The 17,594-nt window shown below is 69.5% G+C and carries 21 protein-coding genes and 1 tRNA gene; 11 read left to right on the top strand and 11 right to left on the bottom strand.

The features are described 5' to 3' along the window. Window positions 1-51: 51 nt before the first annotated feature. The gene (locus ACE3TA_RS16240; RefSeq protein WP_374575339.1) at window positions 52-1,029 is read right to left on the bottom strand and encodes a LysR family transcriptional regulator; all 978 of its coding nucleotides are present in this window, start codon (window positions 1,027-1,029) and stop codon (window positions 52-54) included. Between the two features lie 244 nt (window positions 1,030-1,273). Between ACE3TA_RS16240 and ACE3TA_RS16245 the strand changes: the two genes are divergently transcribed. The 5 genes from ACE3TA_RS16245 to rpoN all read left to right on the top strand — a co-directional run bounded on the left by ACE3TA_RS16245 (window position 1,274) and on the right by rpoN (window position 5,495). Beyond that, window positions 1,274-1,891, top strand: a complete 618-nt coding sequence (locus ACE3TA_RS16245; protein ID WP_374575340.1) for a ribonuclease D — start codon at window positions 1,274-1,276, stop codon at window positions 1,889-1,891. Between the two features lie 9 nt (window positions 1,892-1,900). Next, window positions 1,901-2,521, top strand: a complete 621-nt coding sequence (lptC, locus tag ACE3TA_RS16250) for an LPS export ABC transporter periplasmic protein LptC (protein ID WP_374575341.1) — start codon at window positions 1,901-1,903, stop codon at window positions 2,519-2,521. 14 nt (window positions 2,522-2,535) lie between these two features. Further along, entirely contained in the window at window positions 2,536-3,120 is a 585-nt protein-coding gene (locus ACE3TA_RS16255) for an LptA/OstA family protein (RefSeq protein ID WP_374575342.1), read from the top strand. A gap of 5 nt (window positions 3,121-3,125) precedes the next feature. Next, entirely contained in the window at window positions 3,126-3,890 is a 765-nt protein-coding gene (gene lptB, locus ACE3TA_RS16260; RefSeq protein WP_374575343.1) for an LPS export ABC transporter ATP-binding protein, read from the top strand. 111 nt (window positions 3,891-4,001) lie between these two features. Continuing rightward, the gene (rpoN, locus tag ACE3TA_RS16265; RefSeq protein ID WP_374575344.1) at window positions 4,002-5,495 is read left to right on the top strand and encodes an RNA polymerase factor sigma-54; all 1,494 of its coding nucleotides are present in this window, start codon (window positions 4,002-4,004) and stop codon (window positions 5,493-5,495) included. 35 nt (window positions 5,496-5,530) lie between these two features. Here rpoN and ACE3TA_RS16270 read toward each other — a convergent pair whose 3' ends face one another. Both ACE3TA_RS16270 and ACE3TA_RS16275 read right to left on the bottom strand, forming a co-directional pair. Further along, window positions 5,531-6,166 (bottom strand): glutathione S-transferase family protein, encoded by a 636-nt coding sequence (locus ACE3TA_RS16270; RefSeq protein WP_374575345.1) that lies wholly within the window; start codon window positions 6,164-6,166, stop codon window positions 5,531-5,533. Between the two features lie 52 nt (window positions 6,167-6,218). Beyond that, window positions 6,219-7,265 (bottom strand): aspartate-semialdehyde dehydrogenase, encoded by a 1,047-nt coding sequence (locus tag ACE3TA_RS16275; protein WP_374575346.1) that lies wholly within the window; start codon window positions 7,263-7,265, stop codon window positions 6,219-6,221. A 277-nt stretch (window positions 7,266-7,542) separates the two neighbouring features. Here ACE3TA_RS16275 and ACE3TA_RS16280 point away from each other — a divergent pair, with 277 nt between their 5' ends. The 3 genes from ACE3TA_RS16280 to ptsN all read left to right on the top strand — a co-directional run bounded on the left by ACE3TA_RS16280 (window position 7,543) and on the right by ptsN (window position 9,342). Next, window positions 7,543-8,145, top strand: coding sequence for an exopolysaccharide biosynthesis protein (locus tag ACE3TA_RS16280; RefSeq protein ID WP_374575347.1), 603 nt, complete (start codon window positions 7,543-7,545; stop codon window positions 8,143-8,145). A gap of 31 nt (window positions 8,146-8,176) precedes the next feature. Continuing rightward, on the top strand, window positions 8,177-8,806 hold the full coding sequence (gene hpf, locus ACE3TA_RS16285; protein WP_374575348.1) for a ribosome hibernation-promoting factor, HPF/YfiA family: 630 nt from the start codon (window positions 8,177-8,179) through the stop codon (window positions 8,804-8,806). A 71-nt stretch (window positions 8,807-8,877) separates the two neighbouring features. After that, window positions 8,878-9,342: a PTS IIA-like nitrogen regulatory protein PtsN gene (gene ptsN / locus ACE3TA_RS16290; RefSeq protein WP_374575349.1), complete on the top strand. Its 465-nt coding sequence runs from the start codon at window positions 8,878-8,880 to the stop codon at window positions 9,340-9,342. 64 nt (window positions 9,343-9,406) lie between these two features. On the opposite strand, the gene ACE3TA_RS16295 is transcribed toward ptsN, so the two are convergent. From ACE3TA_RS16295 to ACE3TA_RS16310, 4 genes are all read right to left on the bottom strand, one after another. After that, the gene (locus tag ACE3TA_RS16295) at window positions 9,407-9,661 is read right to left on the bottom strand and encodes a DUF1150 family protein (protein ID WP_374575469.1); all 255 of its coding nucleotides are present in this window, start codon (window positions 9,659-9,661) and stop codon (window positions 9,407-9,409) included. Between the two features lie 43 nt (window positions 9,662-9,704). After that, complete coding sequence (locus ACE3TA_RS16300) at window positions 9,705-10,127, bottom strand: Hsp20 family protein (protein ID WP_374575350.1); 423 nt, start codon at window positions 10,125-10,127, stop codon at window positions 9,705-9,707. Window positions 10,128-10,267: 140 nt separating this feature from the next. Next, entirely contained in the window at window positions 10,268-11,071 is an 804-nt protein-coding gene (locus ACE3TA_RS16305; RefSeq protein ID WP_374575351.1) for an SDR family NAD(P)-dependent oxidoreductase, read from the bottom strand. A 1-nt stretch (window position 11,072) separates the two neighbouring features. Further along, window positions 11,073-11,642 carry a carboxymuconolactone decarboxylase family protein gene (locus ACE3TA_RS16310; protein ID WP_374575352.1) on the bottom strand — a complete coding sequence of 190 codons (570 nt, stop codon included), beginning with the start codon at window positions 11,640-11,642 and terminating at the stop codon, window positions 11,073-11,075. Between the two features lie 157 nt (window positions 11,643-11,799). On the opposite strand from ACE3TA_RS16310, the gene ACE3TA_RS16315 reads away from it, so the two are divergent. Next, entirely contained in the window at window positions 11,800-13,131 is a 1,332-nt protein-coding gene (locus ACE3TA_RS16315) for an amidohydrolase (protein WP_374575353.1), read from the top strand. Window positions 13,132-13,153: 22 nt separating this feature from the next. Here the strand turns inward: ACE3TA_RS16315 and ACE3TA_RS16320 are convergent, their stop codons facing one another. From ACE3TA_RS16320 to ACE3TA_RS16335, 4 genes are all read right to left on the bottom strand, one after another. Further along, complete coding sequence (locus ACE3TA_RS16320) at window positions 13,154-13,582, bottom strand: GtrA family protein (protein WP_374575354.1); 429 nt, start codon at window positions 13,580-13,582, stop codon at window positions 13,154-13,156. 91 nt (window positions 13,583-13,673) lie between these two features. Further along, on the bottom strand, window positions 13,674-14,009 hold the full coding sequence (locus ACE3TA_RS16325) for a hypothetical protein (RefSeq protein WP_374575355.1): 336 nt from the start codon (window positions 14,007-14,009) through the stop codon (window positions 13,674-13,676). A gap of 142 nt (window positions 14,010-14,151) precedes the next feature. Then, window positions 14,152-14,227, bottom strand: a tRNA-Ala gene (locus ACE3TA_RS16330). Window positions 14,228-14,346: 119 nt separating this feature from the next. Continuing rightward, on the bottom strand, window positions 14,347-14,826 hold the full coding sequence (locus ACE3TA_RS16335; protein WP_374575356.1) for a TIGR02300 family protein: 480 nt from the start codon (window positions 14,824-14,826) through the stop codon (window positions 14,347-14,349). Between the two features lie 197 nt (window positions 14,827-15,023). Between ACE3TA_RS16335 and cmk the strand changes: the two genes are divergently transcribed. Further along, entirely contained in the window at window positions 15,024-15,689 is a 666-nt protein-coding gene (gene cmk / locus ACE3TA_RS16340; protein ID WP_374575357.1) for a (d)CMP kinase, read from the top strand. A 148-nt stretch (window positions 15,690-15,837) separates the two neighbouring features. Further along, window positions 15,838-17,547: a 30S ribosomal protein S1 gene (rpsA, locus tag ACE3TA_RS16345; RefSeq protein WP_374575358.1), complete on the top strand. Its 1,710-nt coding sequence runs from the start codon at window positions 15,838-15,840 to the stop codon at window positions 17,545-17,547. Window positions 17,548-17,594: the final 47 nt, after the last annotated feature.

The following is a 17,594-nucleotide window of genomic DNA, read 5'->3' on the forward strand; positions in this document are numbered from 1 at the left end:
GCGCCGGCGGGGCTCGCCGGCAGTAGGCGCGCCGCCAGCCGGGCGCGTCCATTACAGGCTGTCAAACTCGACTTCTCTCTCGCGCGAATGCGAGACCATGTAGTTGGGCGGCCGCACCTTCCTGGTGCGCGGCGCGTGCTCCAGCAGCTTGTCGACGACGCATCGCACCATCTGCGGGTGGTGGGCGCTGTCGCGCGTCATCAGGAAGAACTGCGCCTTGCTGGCGGCGATCTCCGGCAGAACGGCGCGCATCTGCCCGCACTCCTCCCACCGCTGGGCGTAGTGCGAGGGCAGGTAGGCCAGGTAGCGTCCCGACAGGATCAGATAGGTCAGCCCCTCCATGAAGGGGGACGAGGCCGTCTCCTCCACCTCGATCGGCGGCCGGTTCTCCTCGCCGAACTGAACCTCGCCCCAGCCGGCGAATTCGTACTGCTTGACCTCGTCGACGGTGATCTCGCCCGGCGGCCGGCGGAACAGGGGGTGGGCGCGGCCGCAGTAGAGGCGGTGCTCCTCGCTGAACAGCGGGATGTAGGACAGCCCTTCGATGGGCCGATAGGAGAACGCGATCGCCAGGTGCAGGCGCGAATCCAGCACCTTCTCGCCCAGGTCGGCGACGCCGCCGATCGTCAGGTTGAAATGGATGCCCGGCGCCTCGACGGCCAGCTCCGCCAGCACCCGGCTCAGCGGCGAAAGCGGATTGGTGACCATGTTGTCCAACAGGCCGATGCGCAGCTCCCCGCGCGGCTCGCCCTTGGTCTCGGCCAGCTCGCTGTGGAAGTCGTCGATCGAGGCCAGCATCTTCTGGGTCGCCGCCAGCACGCGTTCGCCCTCGGGCGTCAGGCGAAAGCGCCCGTGCCCGCGCTCGCACAGCCGCACGCCCAGGCGCGTCTCCAGCTTCGACATCTGGGTGCTGATCGTCGATTGGCTGATGTTCAGCCGGGCCTGGGCCAGGGAGAAGCCGCCGCACTGCACGATCGTGCGGAACATGCGCAGCAGCTTCAGGTCGACGTCTTGAATGGAAAGGGTCATGGCGCGCGTCCGTACAGACGGTCATGCCCGGACATTTTGCACGCCGGGGCAAGGCCCAGGGGCCTCTGGCGGGGGCTCGGCCGCCGACTCTGCTCAAAATTTAGCGCCGGCTTGGGCCTGCGCCGCCGCCTTGGGGCGGCGCGGCGATCCCAAGGAAGATGAACGCCTTTCTTTCGCTTCCGTCGAAGGATGACTAAGTAGGGGCTCGCACGGCGCGAGCCGGATTCGGCGGAGAAGACGGACCTTGGCCACCTATCTGCACAACGGCGATCTTCCCGACGGCGCCCTGGCCGGCGCGACCTCGGTCGCGGTGGACTCGGAGACGATGGGCCTGCGCCTCGGGCGCGATCCGCTGTGCGTGGTGCAGTTGTCGGCCGGCGACGGCGACGCTCACGTGGTCAGGCTCTCCCGCCCCGACTACGACGCGCCCAACCTGAAGCGGCTGCTGACCGATCCGGCGGTGACCAAGATCTTCCACTTCGGCCGCTTCGACATCGCCATGTTCCACCTCCACCTGGGGGTGCTGACCGCGCCGGTCTACTGCACCAAGATCGCCTCGAAGCTGGCGCGCACCTACACCGACCGCCACGGCCTGAAGGACGTCACCCGCGAGCTCCTCGGCGTGGACATGTCCAAGGCCCAGCAGAGTTCGGACTGGGGTGCGGCCAAGCTTTCCGACGACCAGCTCGCCTACGCCGCCAGCGACGTGCTCCACCTGCACGCCCTGCGCGCGCGGCTGGACGAGATGCTCGAGCGCGAGGGCCGCGACCATCTGGCCCGCGCCTGTTTCGACTTCCTGCCGCACCGCGCCGTCCTGGACGTGGCGGGCTGGGAGGAAGTCGACATCTTCGCCCATGCGTGAGGCGAGGCGATGACGCTGGCTCATCCCCCCGCCGAGATGCTGAAGGCCCGCCACGTCGCGGCGGTGCAATGGCGCAAGCGGGCGCGGCTGATCCACGGCCTGCGCATCGCACTGCCGGCGCTGATCGTGCTGATCTTCGCGGCCATGGGCGGCACGGTGATGGTGCGCACCCTGGACAGCGGGCGCGTGGCCGCCGGCGCCGACCTGCCGATCCGCATGGTCAACGCCCGCTTCGTCGGCCGCGACAACGACGGGCGCGATTTCGTCATCACCGCGGCGACGGCCACCCGCGACGAGGACGACTATCAGCGCGTGCTGCTCGACCATCCGGCCCTGGTGCTCGACGAGACCAGCGCCAAGCCCACCCGCATCGCCGCGCGCTCCGGCGTCTATCACGAGGGCACGCGCAAGCTTCAGCTTTCCGGCGGCGTCAAGCTGATCAGCGCCGACCAGACGTTCGACACCGCCACCTCGCTGTTCAACACCGCTACGGGAGAACTGTCAGGTTCAGGCCCCATTCAGGGCGTCGGCTCTCTTGGAGAAATCAACGCGAAGTCCTATGGCGTTTATGACAAGGGCGAGCGAATGGTCTTCAAGGGCGGCGTGCACGCCCGTATCCCAACCGATTAGGCGTCACCTCCGGCATGAGCTTCTTTGTCAAATCCAAGCGATCGGCCGCTGCGGGCGTCCTCGCCGCCCTCGTGGCCCCGGCGTTCCTGGCCGCCGCGCCGGCCCAGGCGCAGCTTGCGCAGAACTCGCACGCGCCTGTGGACATGACCGCCGACGAGCTGGAGGTGGTCAACGCCCAGTGCCTGGCCATCTGGCGCGGCTCGGTGGAGGCCCTGCAGGACAACGCGCGCCTGCGCGCCGACGTGCTGAAGATCTACAACAAGCCGGGTTCGGCGACGCGGACCAGCAGCGGCGGAAGCTCGTGCGGGACGCTTGACCGCATGGAGGCGTCCGGCTCGGTCTATTACGTCACCCCGACCCAGCGGGTGCGCGGCGACAACGCGGTCTACCAGGCCGACGCCGACACCATCACCTTCACCGGCGACGTGGTGGCCACCCAGGGCAAGAACGTGTTGCGCGGCGAGCGCCTGGTGATCCAGGTCGCCACCGGCCAGGCGCAGATGGAGACCAGCGTGAAGGGCCGCAACAAGCCCGGACGCGTGCGCGGGGTGTTCTATCCGAACGACAAGACGCAGGATCAGCCTGCGGCGCCGAAATAGGCGGAATGGGCTTGAAACAGGAGCGGTTCGAGAACCTGGAGAGCCTGGCCGGCGAGGGCCTGGTGGTCGACAACATCGGCAAGTCGTTCCGCGGCCGGCCGGTGGTCAAGGGCGTGAGCCTGCGCCTGGCCCGCGGCGAGGTGGCCGGCCTGCTGGGCCCCAACGGCGCCGGCAAGACCACCTGCTTCTACATGATCACCGGCCTGATCCCGGCCGACTACGGCGCCATCTACCTGGACGGCGAGAACATCACCGCCCAGCCCATGTACCAGCGCGCGCGCATGGGCGTGGGCTACCTGCCGCAGGAAACCTCGATCTTCCGCGGCATGACCGTCGAGCAGAACGTCATGGCCGTGGTGGAGCTGCGCGAGCACAACGCCCGCCGCGCCCGCGACACCGTGACGCAACTGCTCGGGGAGCTGCATATCGAGCATCTGCGCAACGCCCCGGCCATTTCCCTGTCGGGCGGCGAGCGCCGCCGCGTGGAGATCGCCCGCGCGCTGGCCAGCGAACCGTCGTTCATGCTGTTGGACGAGCCGTTCGCCGGGATCGACCCCCTGGCCATCGCCGACATCCGCGACGTGATCGGCTATCTCAAGCAGCGCGGCATCGGCATCCTGATCACCGACCATAACGTTCGGGAAACGCTGGATATTATCGACCGGGCCTCGATCATCCACGCCGGCGAGCTGTTGTTCGAGGGCACCCCCGACCAGATCGTCGACGATCCCGAGGTGCGCCGCGTCTACCTCGGCGACCACTTCAACTGATTCACCTGATAGGCGAAATTTCCCGCTTGCTCGCCCGGAATCCGCGGGCGGGTTAACCAATCGGTTGGGATGACACCCTAGCCTGAGCAAGAAGCAGGCCAGGAGGGTGTTTTGGCGCTCAGCGCGCGACTTGAGTTTCGGCAGGGGCAGGGCCTTGTCATCACCCCGCAGCTGCAGCAGGCGATCAAGCTGCTGCAGTTGTCGAACCTCGAGCTCGAAGCCTTCGTGGAGGCCGAGCTGGAGCGCAATCCCCTGCTCCAACGCGACGAGCGCGACTCCGAGCCCGAGGGCGACGCCTCGTCCGAAAAGCCCGAACAATACTCCACCGACGACATCCCCGTCGGCGCCGCCGAAGCCGAGATGGACACCAGCCACGACGAGGCCTCGCCTGGCGAGCGGGCCACCGGCGACGCGTCCGGCGCGGCCGACGCCGGCGGCGCGATCGACTGGTCCAAGGCCGGGCGCGGCGGCTCCTTCGACACCGACGGCGAGGACTACGAAGGCGCCGACACCCGCGCCAAGACCCTGGCCGAACATCTGCACGACCAGCTTTCCACCTCCGGCCTCTCCGGCGCGGAGGCCGCGGCCGCCAGCGTCCTGATCGACGCCGTGGACGAGGGCGGCTACCTGCGCGCCGACCTCGCCGAGGTGGCCGAGCGGCTCGGCTGCGGCGTCGACCTGCTGGAACGGGTGCTCGGCGTGCTGCAGGGCTTCGAGCCCACCGGCGTGTGCGCGCGCAGCGTGCCCGAATGCCTGGCGCTGCAGCTCAAGGACCGCAACCGCTACGACCCGGCCATGGCCGCGCTGCTCGACAACCTCGATCTCCTGGCCAAGCGCGATCTGGCGGGCCTCAAGCGCGCCTGCGGCGTCGACGACGAGGATCTGCGCGAGATGGTCGCCGAGATCCGCGCGCTGACGCCCCGCCCCGGCGCGGCCTTCGGCGGCGAGCCCGTGCAGCCTGTCGCGCCCGACGTCTATGTGCGCGAAGGCCAGGGCGGCATGTGGAACGTGGAGCTCAACTCCGACACCCTGCCCAAGGTGCTGGTGGACCAGCGCTACCACGCCCGCGTCTCGGCCGCCGCGCGCAGCGACCAGGAAAAGACCTTCGTCTCCGACTGCCTGGCCTCGGCGAGCTGGCTGGTGAAGAGCTTGGACCAGCGGGCCAAGACCATCCTGAAGGTCGCCAGCGAGATCGTGCGCCAGCAGGACGGCTTCCTGGCCTATGGCGTGGAGCACCTGCGCCCGCTGAACCTGAAGACCGTGGCCGAGGCCATCGGCATGCACGAATCCACCGTCAGCCGGGTCACCTCGAACAAGTACATGGCCACGCCCAGGGGCCTGTTCGAGATGAAGTTCTTCTTCACCTCGGCCATCGCCTCCTCCGAGGGCGGCGAGGCCCACTCCGCCGAGAGCGTGCGCCACAAGATCAAGCAGCTCATCGACGCCGAGAAGGTCGAGAAGGACGTGCACTCCGACGACCGGATCGTCGAGATCCTCAAGGAGGCCGGCGTCGACATCGCCCGCCGCACGGTGGCCAAGTACCGTGAGGCCATGCGCATCCCCTCCTCGGTGGAGCGCCGCCGGATGCTCAAGGAAGCCGTCTAGGGAAGCCGTCTAGGGAAGCCGCCCAGGCCGGCGGCCTAGACGAACGGCGCCTCCAGCCCCTCGATCTCCAGCGCCGCCCGCGCGGCCGGCCGCGTCTGCACCCGCTCGGCGAGCGCGCCCAGGGCGCCGATCTCGCGGGCCGGCGTCGGCAGGGTGCGGCCCCAGCGGATCATCAGCCACAGATAGAGGTCGGCGGCCGACACGCCGCTCTCCAGCAGCCATGGCCGCTCGCCGAGCTGGTCGGCGATCCGCTCGAACGCCGCCGTCAGCCGCCGGCCCACGGCCGTCTTCACCGCCTCGGCGCCGTCGGGGTCGGTGGTGAACTCGTGCGGATAGAACCAGGCGCGGAACTCGGCCTGCAGGGTGTTGGCGATCTGCGCCATCCATTTGTAGTAGTCGCCGCGCTCCGGCGAGCCCGGCGGCGGCGCCAGCCCCGCCGCCGGATAGGCGTCGGCCAGGTAGAGGCCGATCGCCACCGTCTCGGTGATCGCCCGGCCGTCGTGAACCAGCACCGGGATCTTGCCCGCCGGGTTGAGCGCCAGATAGGCCGCGCTGTTCTGCGCGTCGACCCGCCGGTCGACCAGCCTCAGGTCGAAGGGAACGCCCAGCTCGCGCAGCAGCATGTGCGGGAAAAGGCTGGCGTTCCCCGGGTAGTAGTGCAGCTCGATCATGGGCGCTCCCTTCAGGCTCGACCGTTCATAGGCGCGAGGTGCGAGTCGTGTCTCACAAGAGGGCTTCGGCGATCTGCACCGCGTTCAGCGCCGCGCCCTTCAGCAACTGGTCGCCGCAGACGAACATCGCCAGGGTGCGGCCCTCAGGATCGCTGAGGTCGCGGCGGACGCGGCCCACCAGCACGTCGTCCTGGCCCGACGCCTCCACCGGCATGGGGAAGTGGTTGGCGGCCGGGTCGTCCACCACCACGACGCCCGGGGCGCCGGCCAGCCATTCGCGGGCCTCGTCCGGATCGACGGGCCGGTCGAACTCCACCGTCAGGGCCATGGCGTGGGCGCGCAGCACCGGCACGCGGATGCAGGTGAACGACAGGCGCATGTCCGGCGCGCCCATGATCTTGCGCACCTCGTCCATCACCTTGGTCTCCTCGCCGTTGTAGCCGTTGTCCGGGTCCACGGTGGTGTTGTGGCTGAAGATGTTGAAGGCGTAGGGGTGGGGCAGGACCTTGGGCTCGAACGCCTCCCCGGCCAGATAGGCGGCGGTGGAGGCTTCCAGTTCGGCCATCGCCGCCGCGCCGGCGCCGGAGGCGGCCTGGTAGGTGGCGCCGATCACCCGCCGCACGGGGGCCCGGGCGTGGAGCGGCTGCAGCGCCATCACCGCGATGGCGGCCACGCAGTTGGGGTTGGCGATCACCCGCGGGTCCCCGGCCAGGGCCCGGGCGTTGACCTCGGGCACCACCAGGGGCGTGTCCGGGTCCATCCGGAAGGCCGAGGAGTTGTCCACCACCACCGCGCCGGCCGCCACCGCCAGCGGCGCGTACTGGCGTGAGATCGACGCGCCGGCCGAGAACAGGGCCACGTCCACGCCCTGGAAGCTGTCCGGGCCCAGCGCCTCGACGGTCAGCTCCCCGCCCCGGAAGGCGATCTTCTGTCCGGCCGAGCGGGGTGAGGCCAAAGGCCGCACGCTGGCCAGGGGGAAGTCGCGGCGCTCGAGGCAGGCGAGCAGTTCGCGGCCGACGGCGCCGGTCGCGCCGACCACGGCGACGTGGCGCGGCGCGGCCTTGGCGCGGGCGGCGAGGGCGGATTGGGCGGGGCTCATGGAAACGCGTCTCCTTGCAGGGTAAGCCGGAGGCGGGTCTCGTCGGTTCGGCGACCCCGTCCTGCCGGCGGGGTCGAGAGGGGCTTGCGCGCCGTTCAGGTCGCGCGCGCGCCGGCCCTCACGCCCCGAGGCGTGATGGTTTTAATGACGCGCGTAATGGCCGAAACCGACATGAGCGCCCCGATAGACCATCGGCCGGGTTCATGTAAACGGAAAGCTGAGCCGCCTTCCCCCACGGGGCCGGATGTCCGAGGACCGACCAGACCAGATGGAGCGCGTGAAACCCCTGTCGCAGATCCTGCGGGAGCTGACGGCGGCCGAGGAGGGGACCTTGAGCGTGGGCCAGATCGTCTCGGCCTTCGGTCCCCGCGCCCTGGGGGCGCTGCTGTTCCTCTTCGCCGCGCCGAACCTGCTGCCCCTGCCGCCCGGGTCGTCCACGGTGCTGGGCGCGCCCCTGGTGCTGCTCTCGCCGCAGCTCGTCCTCGGCGTGCGCCGGCTGTGGCTGCCCAGGCGCGCGGGCCAGAGCACGATCAGCGCGGCCACCCTGCATCGGGTGTTCGGCCGCATCACGCCGTGGCTGGAGCGCATCGAGCAGATCTCGCGGCCCAGGCTCAGCTTCCTGTTCAGCCCGCTGGGCGACCGGCTGCTCGGCCTGATCTGCGTGAGCCTGTCGCTGGTGCTGATCCTGCCGGTGCCGCTGGGCAATCTCCTGCCGGCCGCCGCGATCAGCGCGCTGTCGCTCTCCCTGGTGCTACGTGACGGATTTATCGCGCTTTTAGGCTACGCCCTGGCCGCCACGAGCTGGACCGTCCTGGTGCTGGCCGGCCACCTGATCATCCGCATTTTCGACCATACGCTCACGCTTTTGGGAATGGCTTGACACCTTCCGTGTGCCGGCGCGTTGTTTAGATATGCAAGTCCAAGTCACCGGCAAGCATGTCGATGTCGGAGAAGCCCTGCGGTTGCGGGTGTCCGACGAACTCACCAGCAGCATTGGCAAATATTTCGAACGCGGCGGCGGAGCCGACGTCGTGGTCGCCCGTGAAGGCTACGCCTTCAGGGTGGACTGCGCCGTCACCCTGGCCTCGGGCCAGCAGCTCCAGAGCCAGGGCGTCGGCGCCGATGCGCATTCGGCCTTCGGCGCTGCGCTGCAGAAGATCGAGACCCGGATCCGCCGCTACAAGCGGCGGCTGAAGGATCATCATCTCGCGGCCCAGGCCAAGCAGGCGGAAACGGCGGCCTATTTCGTCCTTCGCGCCCCGGAGGAGGAAGAGGAGCTCGACCACGGCCAGGAGGGCGGCCTCGACGGCGCCTTGCCCGCCGCCATGGTCATCGCCGAGACCGAGCGGCCCGTCCGAACCATGACCGTTTCCATGGCGGTCATGGACTTGGACTTGACGGAATCTCAAACAATCGTGTTTAGGAACGCCGCTCACGGCGGTTTGTCCGTGGTATATCGCCGGCCCGACGGGAATATCGGCTGGATCGACCCCGAGCGCACGAAATCGCAGAACGGGAACGGATCGACCGGATCTAGCTGATCGCTGGGCCTCCGGGCGTTCCTGTCGGTTGCGGCGTCGGGGCCGGCAGTTGAACGGGCGTTTTGAGGCTTATGCAGATCGGCGACATTCTGGACCGCGCGGCCATAGCGCCGCGCGCTAGCGCGCCATCCAAGCGCCAGGCGCTGGCGCTGGTCGCGGACGTGGCCGCGCGCTGCTTCGGGCTGGACGCGGGCGCGTTGCTGGAGGCCCTGGCCGAGCGCGAGCTGGCCGGCTCCACCGGCGTCGGCTACGGCGTGGCCGTGCCTCACGCCCGGATCGAGGGGCTGGACCGCATCCGCGGCGTGTTCGTGCGCCTGGACCAGCCGGTGGCCTTCGATTCCATCGACGACCAGCCGGTGGACCTGATCTTCGCCCTGTTCGCGCCGGCGAAGGCCGGCGCCGAGCATCTGCGGGCCCTGGCTCGGGTGTCGCGGCTGCTGCGCCAGTCGGACCTGCGCGAGCAGCTTCGTCAGGCGCGCACGGCGGACGCCATCCACGCCCTTCTGGTGCAGGAAGCCCGTTCCTCGGCCGCCTGAGGCGCGGGGCTCGTCAGGCGGCCGTACTTGCGGGCCGGGGTCTTCCCTTGGCGGGCTTGCTTTCCTAGTGGACGGACACCGGCGCGAGTTCGTGCGCCAGGGCGGCTGCGACGGCCGCATCCCTGTCGGACATCACCGCCAGCCGCTCGCCGTCGGCGCGGTGCACCGCATAGAGCGTCTGCTCGGGGTCCAGGTGGAAGCTTTCGATCTGTTGGGCCGGCACGCTGGCGATGATCTCGGCCGCCTTGATCGGGCGGACGTACACCAGGTTCGGCGCGCCAAGATTGGCGAATGCTTCGGTCGTTAGAACGGGCGTCATCATGACCACCTCCAAATACTCAACGCTGTGAACGGTCGCCGGTTCAGCCGGCCGTTCGGATTGGGATTCGCCTGATCAGCTTCTCCGGCTCAGGCCGGACCAGGTCGATGTGCAACAGGCCGTGCTCCAGGAGCGCGCCGTCCACCTCCATGCCGTCGGCCAGCACGAAGCTCCGGATGAAGCCCCGCGCGGCGATGCCGCGGTGCAGGTAGCTCTCGTCGGCTCGGCCCCCGCCGTTCTCACGCCGGCCGGCGATGATCAGTTGCCTGTCCTCGACGGTGATGTGGAGCTGGTCGGGCGCGAAACCCGCCACGGCGAGCGTGATGCGCAAGGCCCCGTCGCCGCGATCCTCCACATTGTAGGGCGGATAGCTTTCGGCGGCCGCCTTGGCGGCCCGTTCGGCCAGAGCACGGGTGTGCTCGAAACCGAGCAGGAAGGGGCTGTCGAACAGGATCGTCCGGGTCATTCCAAAAGAGTCCTCGCTAGAAGCGACTCCCCGGCCGAACGCCCGAAATCGGCGCGTCCCGCCGGTTGTCCTTAAGATGGAAACGCGGCGCCCGGTTTTCAATGCCGCAGCGCAACAAGGCGGCGGTGCGCGGACGGATCTCAGCCGATCCGGCTGGACATGCCCCCGTCCACGTGGAGCACGACGCCGGTGACGAACCGGGCCTCGTCGGAGGCCAGGAACAGGGCGGCGTAGGCCGTGTCCCAGGCCGTGCCCATCTTGCCGCCAAGGGGCACGCGGGCGTTGCGGGCCTGGCGCACGGCCTCGGGGTCCTGGCCGGTGGCCTCGGCGATGCCGGCCACGGCCATGGGCGTGTCCATCAGCCCCATGGCCACGGCGTTGCAGCGCACGCCCTTGGACGCGTTGGCCTGGGCGGTGCTGGTGGTCAGCCGGTTCACGCCGGCCTTGCTCACCTCGTAGGCGGTCTGGCTCCCGCCGGCGATCCCGGCCAGCGACGAGATGTTGACGATCGCCCCCGCGCCGGCCTCGCGCATCATCGGCAGGAAAGCGCGGATCGACAGCCAGCATCCCTTCAGGTTGACCGAGATGATGCGGTCGAAGGCGGCCTCGGTCAGCCGGTGCGCCGGGCCGTCGCCGCCGCCGCCGATCCCGACGTTGTTCACCAGGATGTCCACGCCGCCGAACCGCGCCTGGGCGGCCGCGGCCATGGCCTCGCAGGCGTCGGCCTTGCGGATGTCGGCCTGGTGGGCGAAGGCCTCGCCGCCCTCGGCCGCGATCATCGCCGCGGTTTCCTCGGCGCTGGCGAGGTCGCGGTCCACGCACATCACGCGTGCGCCTTCGCGGGCGAACAGCACGGCCATGGCCCGGCCGTTGCCGATGGTCTCGCCGGGGGTCTGGCCCGCCCCGACCACGACCGCGCGCTTGCCCGCGAGCCGGCCGGCCATCTCAGAAGCCCTTCAGGTCGGGGTCCAGGGTCTGGCCCGGATCGAGCTGCACCCCGAAGGTGTTCAGCATCATCGACACCTGGGTGTACTGGCCGGCGGTGAAGACCACGTCCATCCGCTGCTTGTCGTCGAAGTGCTCGCCCAGCGCGGCCCAGGTGGCGTCGGTGATGAACTGGTCCTGATGCAGCTCGTCGCTGGCGCGGATCAGGGCCTGGTCGGCGGCGCTCCAGCCCGGCGCGTCCGCCCCCGCCTTCAGGCGCTCGACCTCGGCCTCCGTCAGGCCCGAGCGCAGGCCGATCTCGGCGTGCTGGGTCCATTCGTAGCCGGAGCGGCAAAGAAAGCCGGTGCGCAGGATCACGATCTCGCGCTCCCGGGCGCTCAGGCCGTTGCGCCGCGACAGCACGTAGTTGCCCCAGGCCAGGAACGCCTTCAGCGCCTTGGGCGCCCGCGCCAGGGTGCGGAAGATGTTCAGCACCCGGCCGGTTTCCAGCATCGGCCCCAGCGCGTCCTTCTGCTCTTCGCCGAACTCGGCGTCGGCGAGCGGCGCGATGCGCGCGGTCTTCAGTCTCATGGCGTCTCCCCAAGGGCGTTTGTCGCGCGGCGCATTGTCCTGGCCGGCTTGCTGGCGCAGTGTGGCGCGCCTGGGGCGCGGCGGCCAGTCCGCCGGCGGGGCCCAAGTTCTGATTTTATCCCTGGAGGCAGGCGCGGACGCGCCTGGAGTTTGCAGCATGTCCCATCGTTCGTCCGCCCTTCTGTGCTCGGCGCTCGCGCTCACCGCCCTGGCCGCCGCCCCGGACCGCGCGGCCGCGCTGGACGTGCCCGTGGCCAAGGCGGCGATCACCACCGAGCTGGACCACGACTACCCCAAGCTCGATGCGCTCTATAAGGACATCCACGCCCATCCGGAGCTGGGCTTCCAGGAGACCGCCACCGCGGCCAAGCTCGCCAAGGCCATGCGCGCCCTGGGCTTCACCGTGACCGAGGGCGTCGGCAAGACCGGGATCGTGGCCATCTACCACAACGGCCCGGGGCCGACGGTGCTGGTGCGCACTGAACTCGACGCCCTGCCGATGGAAGAGAAGACCGGCCTGCCCTACGCCAGCACGGCCAAGCAGACGTGGAACGGCAAGGAGACCTTCGTCGACCACTCCTGCGGCCACGACATCCACATGGCGACCTGGGTGGGCACGGCCACCGCGCTGCTTTCGATGAAGGACAAGTGGAGCGGCACCCTGATGTTCGTCGGCCAGCCCTCCGAGGAGCTGGTCTCCGGCGCCAAGGCCATGATCGACGACGGCCTCTTCACGCGCTTCCCCAAGCCCGACTACGGCTTCGCCCTGCACGTCGGCCCCGGCCCCTACGGCGGGGTGGCCTACAAGCCCGGCGTGATCAGCTCCAACTCCGACGCCCTGGAGATCGACTTCAAGGGCCGCGGCGGCCACGGCTCCATGCCCTCGCTCACCATCGACCCGGTGATGGAGGCCGCCCGCTTCGTCGTCGACGTGCAGAGCGTGATCAGCCGCGAGAAGGACCCGGCCGCCTTCGGCGTGGTCACCGTGGGCGCGCTGCAGGCCGGCAGCGCCGGCAACATCATCCCCGACCACGCCCTGCTGCGCGGCACCATCCGCACCTATGACCCCAAGGTCCGCGAGAAGATCCTGGCCGGCGTGCGCCGCACCGCCGAGGCCGTGGCCGCCATGGCCGGCGCGCCCGAGCCCGACGTGACGATCGACGAGGGCGGCAAGGCGGTGGTCAACGACGCCGACCTCACCGCCAGGACCGGCGCGGTGTTCAAGGCCGCCTTCGGCGACAAGGCGGTCGAGGAGACCTCGCCCGGCGCGGCCAGCGAGGACTATTCGGAGTTCATCCTCGCCGGCGTGCCGTCGGTCTATTTCTCGCTCGGCGGGCTGGACCCGCAGATGCTGGCCGATGCGCGCAAGGCCGGAAAGCCGGTGCCCGCCAACCACTCGCCCTTCTTCGCCCCTGTGCCCGAGCCGACCATCCGCACGGGCGTGACGGCCATGACCCTGGCCGTGCTCGACGTGATGGAGAAGAAGTAGGCGCTCGGCCGCGCGCCGGGGCCTAGGCCGCCTTCGGCGCGCGGAACACCACCAGGCGCGCGACGGTGAAGTTCCAGAACAGCACCGTGCCCGTGGCGATCATCTGGGCGATCAGATAGGGCAGGCCGGCGTGCGCCAGCCCGCCCACGATCAGGGCGTTCAGCGACAGGCCCACCAGACCCACCGCGACGAACTTCACCAGGCCTTTGGCGAAGTGCGGCTGGTGGGCGAAGGTGATGCGCCGGTTCAGCGTGTAGCTGGTCACCGCGCCGCAGACGAAGCCGGCGCTGGTGGCCGGCACCAGGGCGGCGTGGGCCAGCTCCTTCAGCCCGATCAGCACCGAATAGTGCACGCAGGTCGCCGCCAGGCCGACGGCCAGGAAGCGGGAGAACTCTCCGGCCAGCCGGCGCAGGCGCGGGTTTGCGGCGAGGGTGCGGGCGATCGCGTCCATGGGGCGCGACCCTACGGGCCAGAGCTTGCCGAAGGGTTCATCCGGTCGCGGTTGGCCCCGTTGCGGTTGGCCCCATTGCGGTTCGCCGATGTCAGGCGGTCGGGATCGGCATCAACTCCATGATCTCCACCGAGTCCCCGGGGAAGATCGAGAAGTGCGGATGGCCCTCGAACAGGCGCGCGGCCGCCTCATGACTGTCCGCCTCGACCACCACATAGCCCGTCACATGATTGCGGGTGTCGGCGACGCCCTCGGCCGAGGTCTTCTTGGTCTTGCCCAGCGGGCCACCGGCATCGACGATCCGGGCGGCGTTGGCCTGCATCCAGCCGCCCCAGGCGGCCATGCCGCGGGCGATGTCTTCTTCCGTCAGATCCGCGCGCGTCCCGCCGCCCGGCGCGCCCATGTACAGCGCCACGAACTTGCCCATCGTTCCTCGCCTTTTCGTTGGCGGCCCCTCGTTCGGGGCCGTCCCTAGGACGCACGAAGCGGCCGGGCGCCGACAAGTTCAATCAGGATTTTCCAGGAGGCCGGAAAAGGAGAAGGCCCGCCGGTCTCCCGGCGGGCCTCCATGGTGGAGCTAAGCGGAGTCGAACCGCTGACCTCTTGAATGCCATTCAAGCGCTCTACCAGCTGAGCTATAGCCCCGAGGTCTTTCGCCTCTCCGTTCCGGCGGGCCGGCCCGAAGAGGCGCGGAACCTAGTCTGACAGTTTCGCGTGATCAAGCCGCCTTGAAGCGAATTTTTTCACGCGATTGTCGCGCCGGCTCAGTCCTCGTCGTCGCCGCCTCCGAGGCCGTCGATTTCGGAGTCGTCGAAGTCGTCGTCCTCTTCCTCCAGGAAGGGCACGTCGTCCTCGTCGTCGTCCGACATTTCGTCGTCGTCGGAGAACTCGCCGAGGTCGTCGTCGCCGACGGGGCTGACGCCGGCCTTGCCGTCGTCTTCGTCCTCGTCCTCGTCGCCGCTGATGGGCGGCTCGTCGGCCACTTCATCGATTTCGGGCGCGTCGGCGTCTTCTTCCTCGTCCTCGTCGGCGCTGGCGCCGCCGCGGACTTGATCCTCGGCCTCTTCGTCGGCCTCGACCTCCGGCGGCGCGGCCCGAGCCCGGATGCGGCGGCTGCGGACCGCCTCTTCAGGGTCGAACTCGGTATGGCACTTCGGGCACACGGCCGGACGGCGGCCGAGGTCGTAGAATTTGGCTTGGCAGTTAGGGCAGACCTGCTTGGCGCCCAGCTCGGGATTGGCCAATGCGGCGATCCTCTGAAAGAGCAGTATTGCGGGAGCCGCGTCCCTTGCCACGCAGGAAGGCGACTGTCAAAAGCAATCCAACCGGGAAATCGACGGGCGTCCGGACGGCGTCTTCGTCCCGCGGCGACAAGGCCCTCGGCCGCGTCGCGCGGCGGCCCCTCGGGGCCCCGGCCGAGCCTTGAGATCGGAGCCCGAAGTTGACCCCGCCGAACGGTTTCGTCATCGCCGTGGACGGCCCCGCCGCGTCGGGCAAGGGCACGCTGGCGACCCGCCTCGGCGCGCTGTACGGCCTGCCCGTGCTGGATACGGGCCTGCTCTACCGCGCGGTCGGTGTCGGCCTGGAACGCGCGGGCGGCGACCTGGACGACGCCGGCCAGGCCGAGGCGGTCGCCCGCGCCCTCAGGCCCGAGGATCTGGACGACCCGGCGTTCCGCACCCGCGGCGCCGGCGAGGCCGCCAGCCGGGTGGCCGTGCACGGTCCGGTGCGCGCCGCGCTCCTGGCCTTGCAGCGCGGCTTCGCGGCCCAGCCGGCCGGGGCCGTGCTGGACGGGCGCGACATGGGCACGGTGATCTGCCCGGCGGCGCCGGCCAAGCTCTATGTCACCGCCAGCCCGGAGGTGCGCGCCGAGCGCCGCTGGAAACAGCTCCAGGCCCAGGGCGAGGCGGTGGCCTATGAGGACGTGCTCGCCGACATCCGCCGCCGCGACGCCCGCGACGCCGGCCGCGACGCCGCGCCGATGAAGCCGGCCGAGGACGCCGTCTTGCTGGATACGTCCGAAATGACTATAGAGCAGGCCACCGATGCGGCCCGCCGCATCGTCGAGGCGGCGCGCGCCCGCTGGGAAAACTCCCGGCCAGGCTAATCCAACCGCGCCATTTCCTCGGCAGCCGCGGGCGATTTCACCTGCGGGGCAAGCGCTCCGCCTTCGGTCAAACCCCTAACCGACGCGTGGACTCCGTCCGACCGCTGTGCGGCGCGGCGCCTGCGTCATTTGAAGACGAAAGATCACTATGGCTGACGATATGAGCCTCAATCCCACGCGCGACGATTTCGCCGCGCTGCTCGACCAATCCATGGGCGGGCGCGATTTCATGGAAGGCTCGGTGGTCCACGGCAAGATCGTGGGCGTCGAGAAGGACTTCGCGATCATCGACGTCGGTCTGAAGACCGAAGGCCGCGTGCAGCTGAAGGAATTCGGCCTCGATGAGAACGGCAAGCCCACGGTGAAGACCGGCGACACCGTCGAGGTGTTCCTGGAGCGCGTCGAGAACGCCATGGGCGAAGCGGTCATCAGCCGCGACAAGGCCCGCCGCGAGGAAGCCTGGACGCGCCTGGAAGGCGTCTACGAGAAGAACGAGCCGGTGATGGGCGCCATCGTCGGCCGCGTGAAGGGCGGCTTCACCGTCGACCTGGGCGGCGCCTCGGCCTTCCTGCCGGGCAGCCAGGTGGACATCCGCCCGGTGCGCGACGTCGGCCCGCTGATGGGCAAGGAACAGCCCTTCGCGATCCTGAAGATGGACCGCCCGCGCGGCAACATCGTGGTCTCGCGCCGCGCCATCCTGGAAGAAGCCCGCGCCGAGCAGCGCACCGAGCTGGTCAGCCAGCTGCAGGAAGGCGAAGTCCGCGAAGGCGTGGTCAAGAACATCACCGACTACGGCGCGTTCGTGGACCTGGGCGGCATCGACGGCCTGCTGCACGTCACCGACATGAGCTGGAAGCGCGTCAACCACCCGAGCCAGGTGCTGGCGGTGGGCGACACCGTCAAGGTGCAGATCGTCAAGATCAACCCCGACACCCAGCGCATCTCGCTCGGCATGAAGCAGCTCCAGTCCGACCCGTGGGACGGCGTGGAGGCCAAGTATCCGGTCGGCGCCAAGTTCACCGGCCGCATCACCAACATCACCGACTACGGCGCCTTCGTGGAGCTGGAGCCGGGGGTCGAGGGCCTGGTCCACGTCTCGGAAATGTCCTGGACCAAGAAGAACGTCCACCCCGGCAAGATCGTCTCCACCAGCCAGGAAGTCGAAGTGGTGGTGCTGGACGTCGATCCGTCCAAGCGCCGCGTGTCGCTGGGCCTGAAGCAGGCCATGGCCAACCCGTGGGACGCCTTCCTCGAAGCCCATCCGATCGGCTCGACCGTCGAGGGCGAGGTCAAGAACGCCACCGAGTTCGGCCTGTTCATCGGCCTGGAGAACGACATCGACGGCATGGTGCACCTGTCCGACCTCGACTGGTCGGCGCCGGGTGAGGAAGCCATCGCGCGCTACCACAAGGGCGAGGTCGTCAAGGCCAAGGTGCTCGACGTGGACGTCGAGAAGGAACGCATCAGCCTGGGCATCAAGCAGCTCGCGGGCGACCCGATGCAGGGCGACACCTTCCGCAAGGGCCAGACCGTGACCGTCACGGTGACCGAGGTCACCTCGGGCGGCATCGAAGTGCGCTTCGGCGAGGACGACGCGCCGATGACGGCCTTCATCCGCAAGTCGGACCTGTCGCGCGACCGCGCCGACCAGCGGCCTGAGCGCTTCGCCGTCGGCGATCGCGTGGACGCCCAGGTCACCAACATCGACAAGGCCGCCCGCCGGGTGTCTCTGTCGATCAAGGCCCTGGAGATGGCCGAGGAGAAGGAGGCGATCGAGCAATTCGGTTCGTCCGACTCCGGCGCATCGCTTGGCGATATCCTGGGCGCCGCCCTGCGCGAAAAGGCGTCGAAGGAATAGGGACGAAACGTCGCACTTCGCCGCCCGCGCCATCGTGCGCGGGCGGC

Origin of the sequence: Phenylobacterium sp., assembly GCF_041916435.1 — a bacterium.
GTDB lineage: Bacteria > Pseudomonadota > Alphaproteobacteria > Caulobacterales > Caulobacteraceae > Phenylobacterium.

Bases quoted from the DNA above. Each gene is read 5' to 3' on its own strand.
- ACE3TA_RS16240 (WP_374575339.1), bottom strand. From the start codon at position 1,029: ATGACCCTTTCCATTCAAGACGTCGACCTGAAGCTGCTGCGCATGTTC.
- lptC (WP_374575341.1), top strand. From the start codon at position 1,901: ATGACGCTGGCTCATCCCCCCGCCGAGATGCTGAAGGCCCGCCACGTC.
- ACE3TA_RS16255 (WP_374575342.1), top strand. From the start codon at position 2,536: ATGAGCTTCTTTGTCAAATCCAAGCGATCGGCCGCTGCGGGCGTCCTC.
- lptB (WP_374575343.1), top strand. From the start codon at position 3,126: ATGGGCTTGAAACAGGAGCGGTTCGAGAACCTGGAGAGCCTGGCCGGC.
- ACE3TA_RS16270 (WP_374575345.1), bottom strand. From the start codon at position 6,166: ATGATCGAGCTGCACTACTACCCGGGGAACGCCAGCCTTTTCCCGCAC.
- ACE3TA_RS16275 (WP_374575346.1), bottom strand. From the start codon at position 7,265: ATGAGCCCCGCCCAATCCGCCCTCGCCGCCCGCGCCAAGGCCGCGCCG.
- hpf (WP_374575348.1), top strand. From the start codon at position 8,177: ATGCAAGTCCAAGTCACCGGCAAGCATGTCGATGTCGGAGAAGCCCTG.
- ptsN (WP_374575349.1), top strand. From the start codon at position 8,878: ATGCAGATCGGCGACATTCTGGACCGCGCGGCCATAGCGCCGCGCGCT.
- ACE3TA_RS16295 (WP_374575469.1), bottom strand. From the start codon at position 9,661: ATGACGCCCGTTCTAACGACCGAAGCATTCGCCAATCTTGGCGCGCCG.
- ACE3TA_RS16300 (WP_374575350.1), bottom strand. From the start codon at position 10,127: ATGACCCGGACGATCCTGTTCGACAGCCCCTTCCTGCTCGGTTTCGAG.
- ACE3TA_RS16305 (WP_374575351.1), bottom strand. From the start codon at position 11,071: ATGGCCGGCCGGCTCGCGGGCAAGCGCGCGGTCGTGGTCGGGGCGGGC.
- ACE3TA_RS16310 (WP_374575352.1), bottom strand. From the start codon at position 11,642: ATGAGACTGAAGACCGCGCGCATCGCGCCGCTCGCCGACGCCGAGTTC.
- ACE3TA_RS16315 (WP_374575353.1), top strand. From the start codon at position 11,800: ATGTCCCATCGTTCGTCCGCCCTTCTGTGCTCGGCGCTCGCGCTCACC.
- ACE3TA_RS16320 (WP_374575354.1), bottom strand. From the start codon at position 13,582: ATGGACGCGATCGCCCGCACCCTCGCCGCAAACCCGCGCCTGCGCCGG.
- ACE3TA_RS16325 (WP_374575355.1), bottom strand. From the start codon at position 14,009: ATGGGCAAGTTCGTGGCGCTGTACATGGGCGCGCCGGGCGGCGGGACG.
- rpsA (WP_374575358.1), top strand. From the start codon at position 15,838: ATGGCTGACGATATGAGCCTCAATCCCACGCGCGACGATTTCGCCGCG.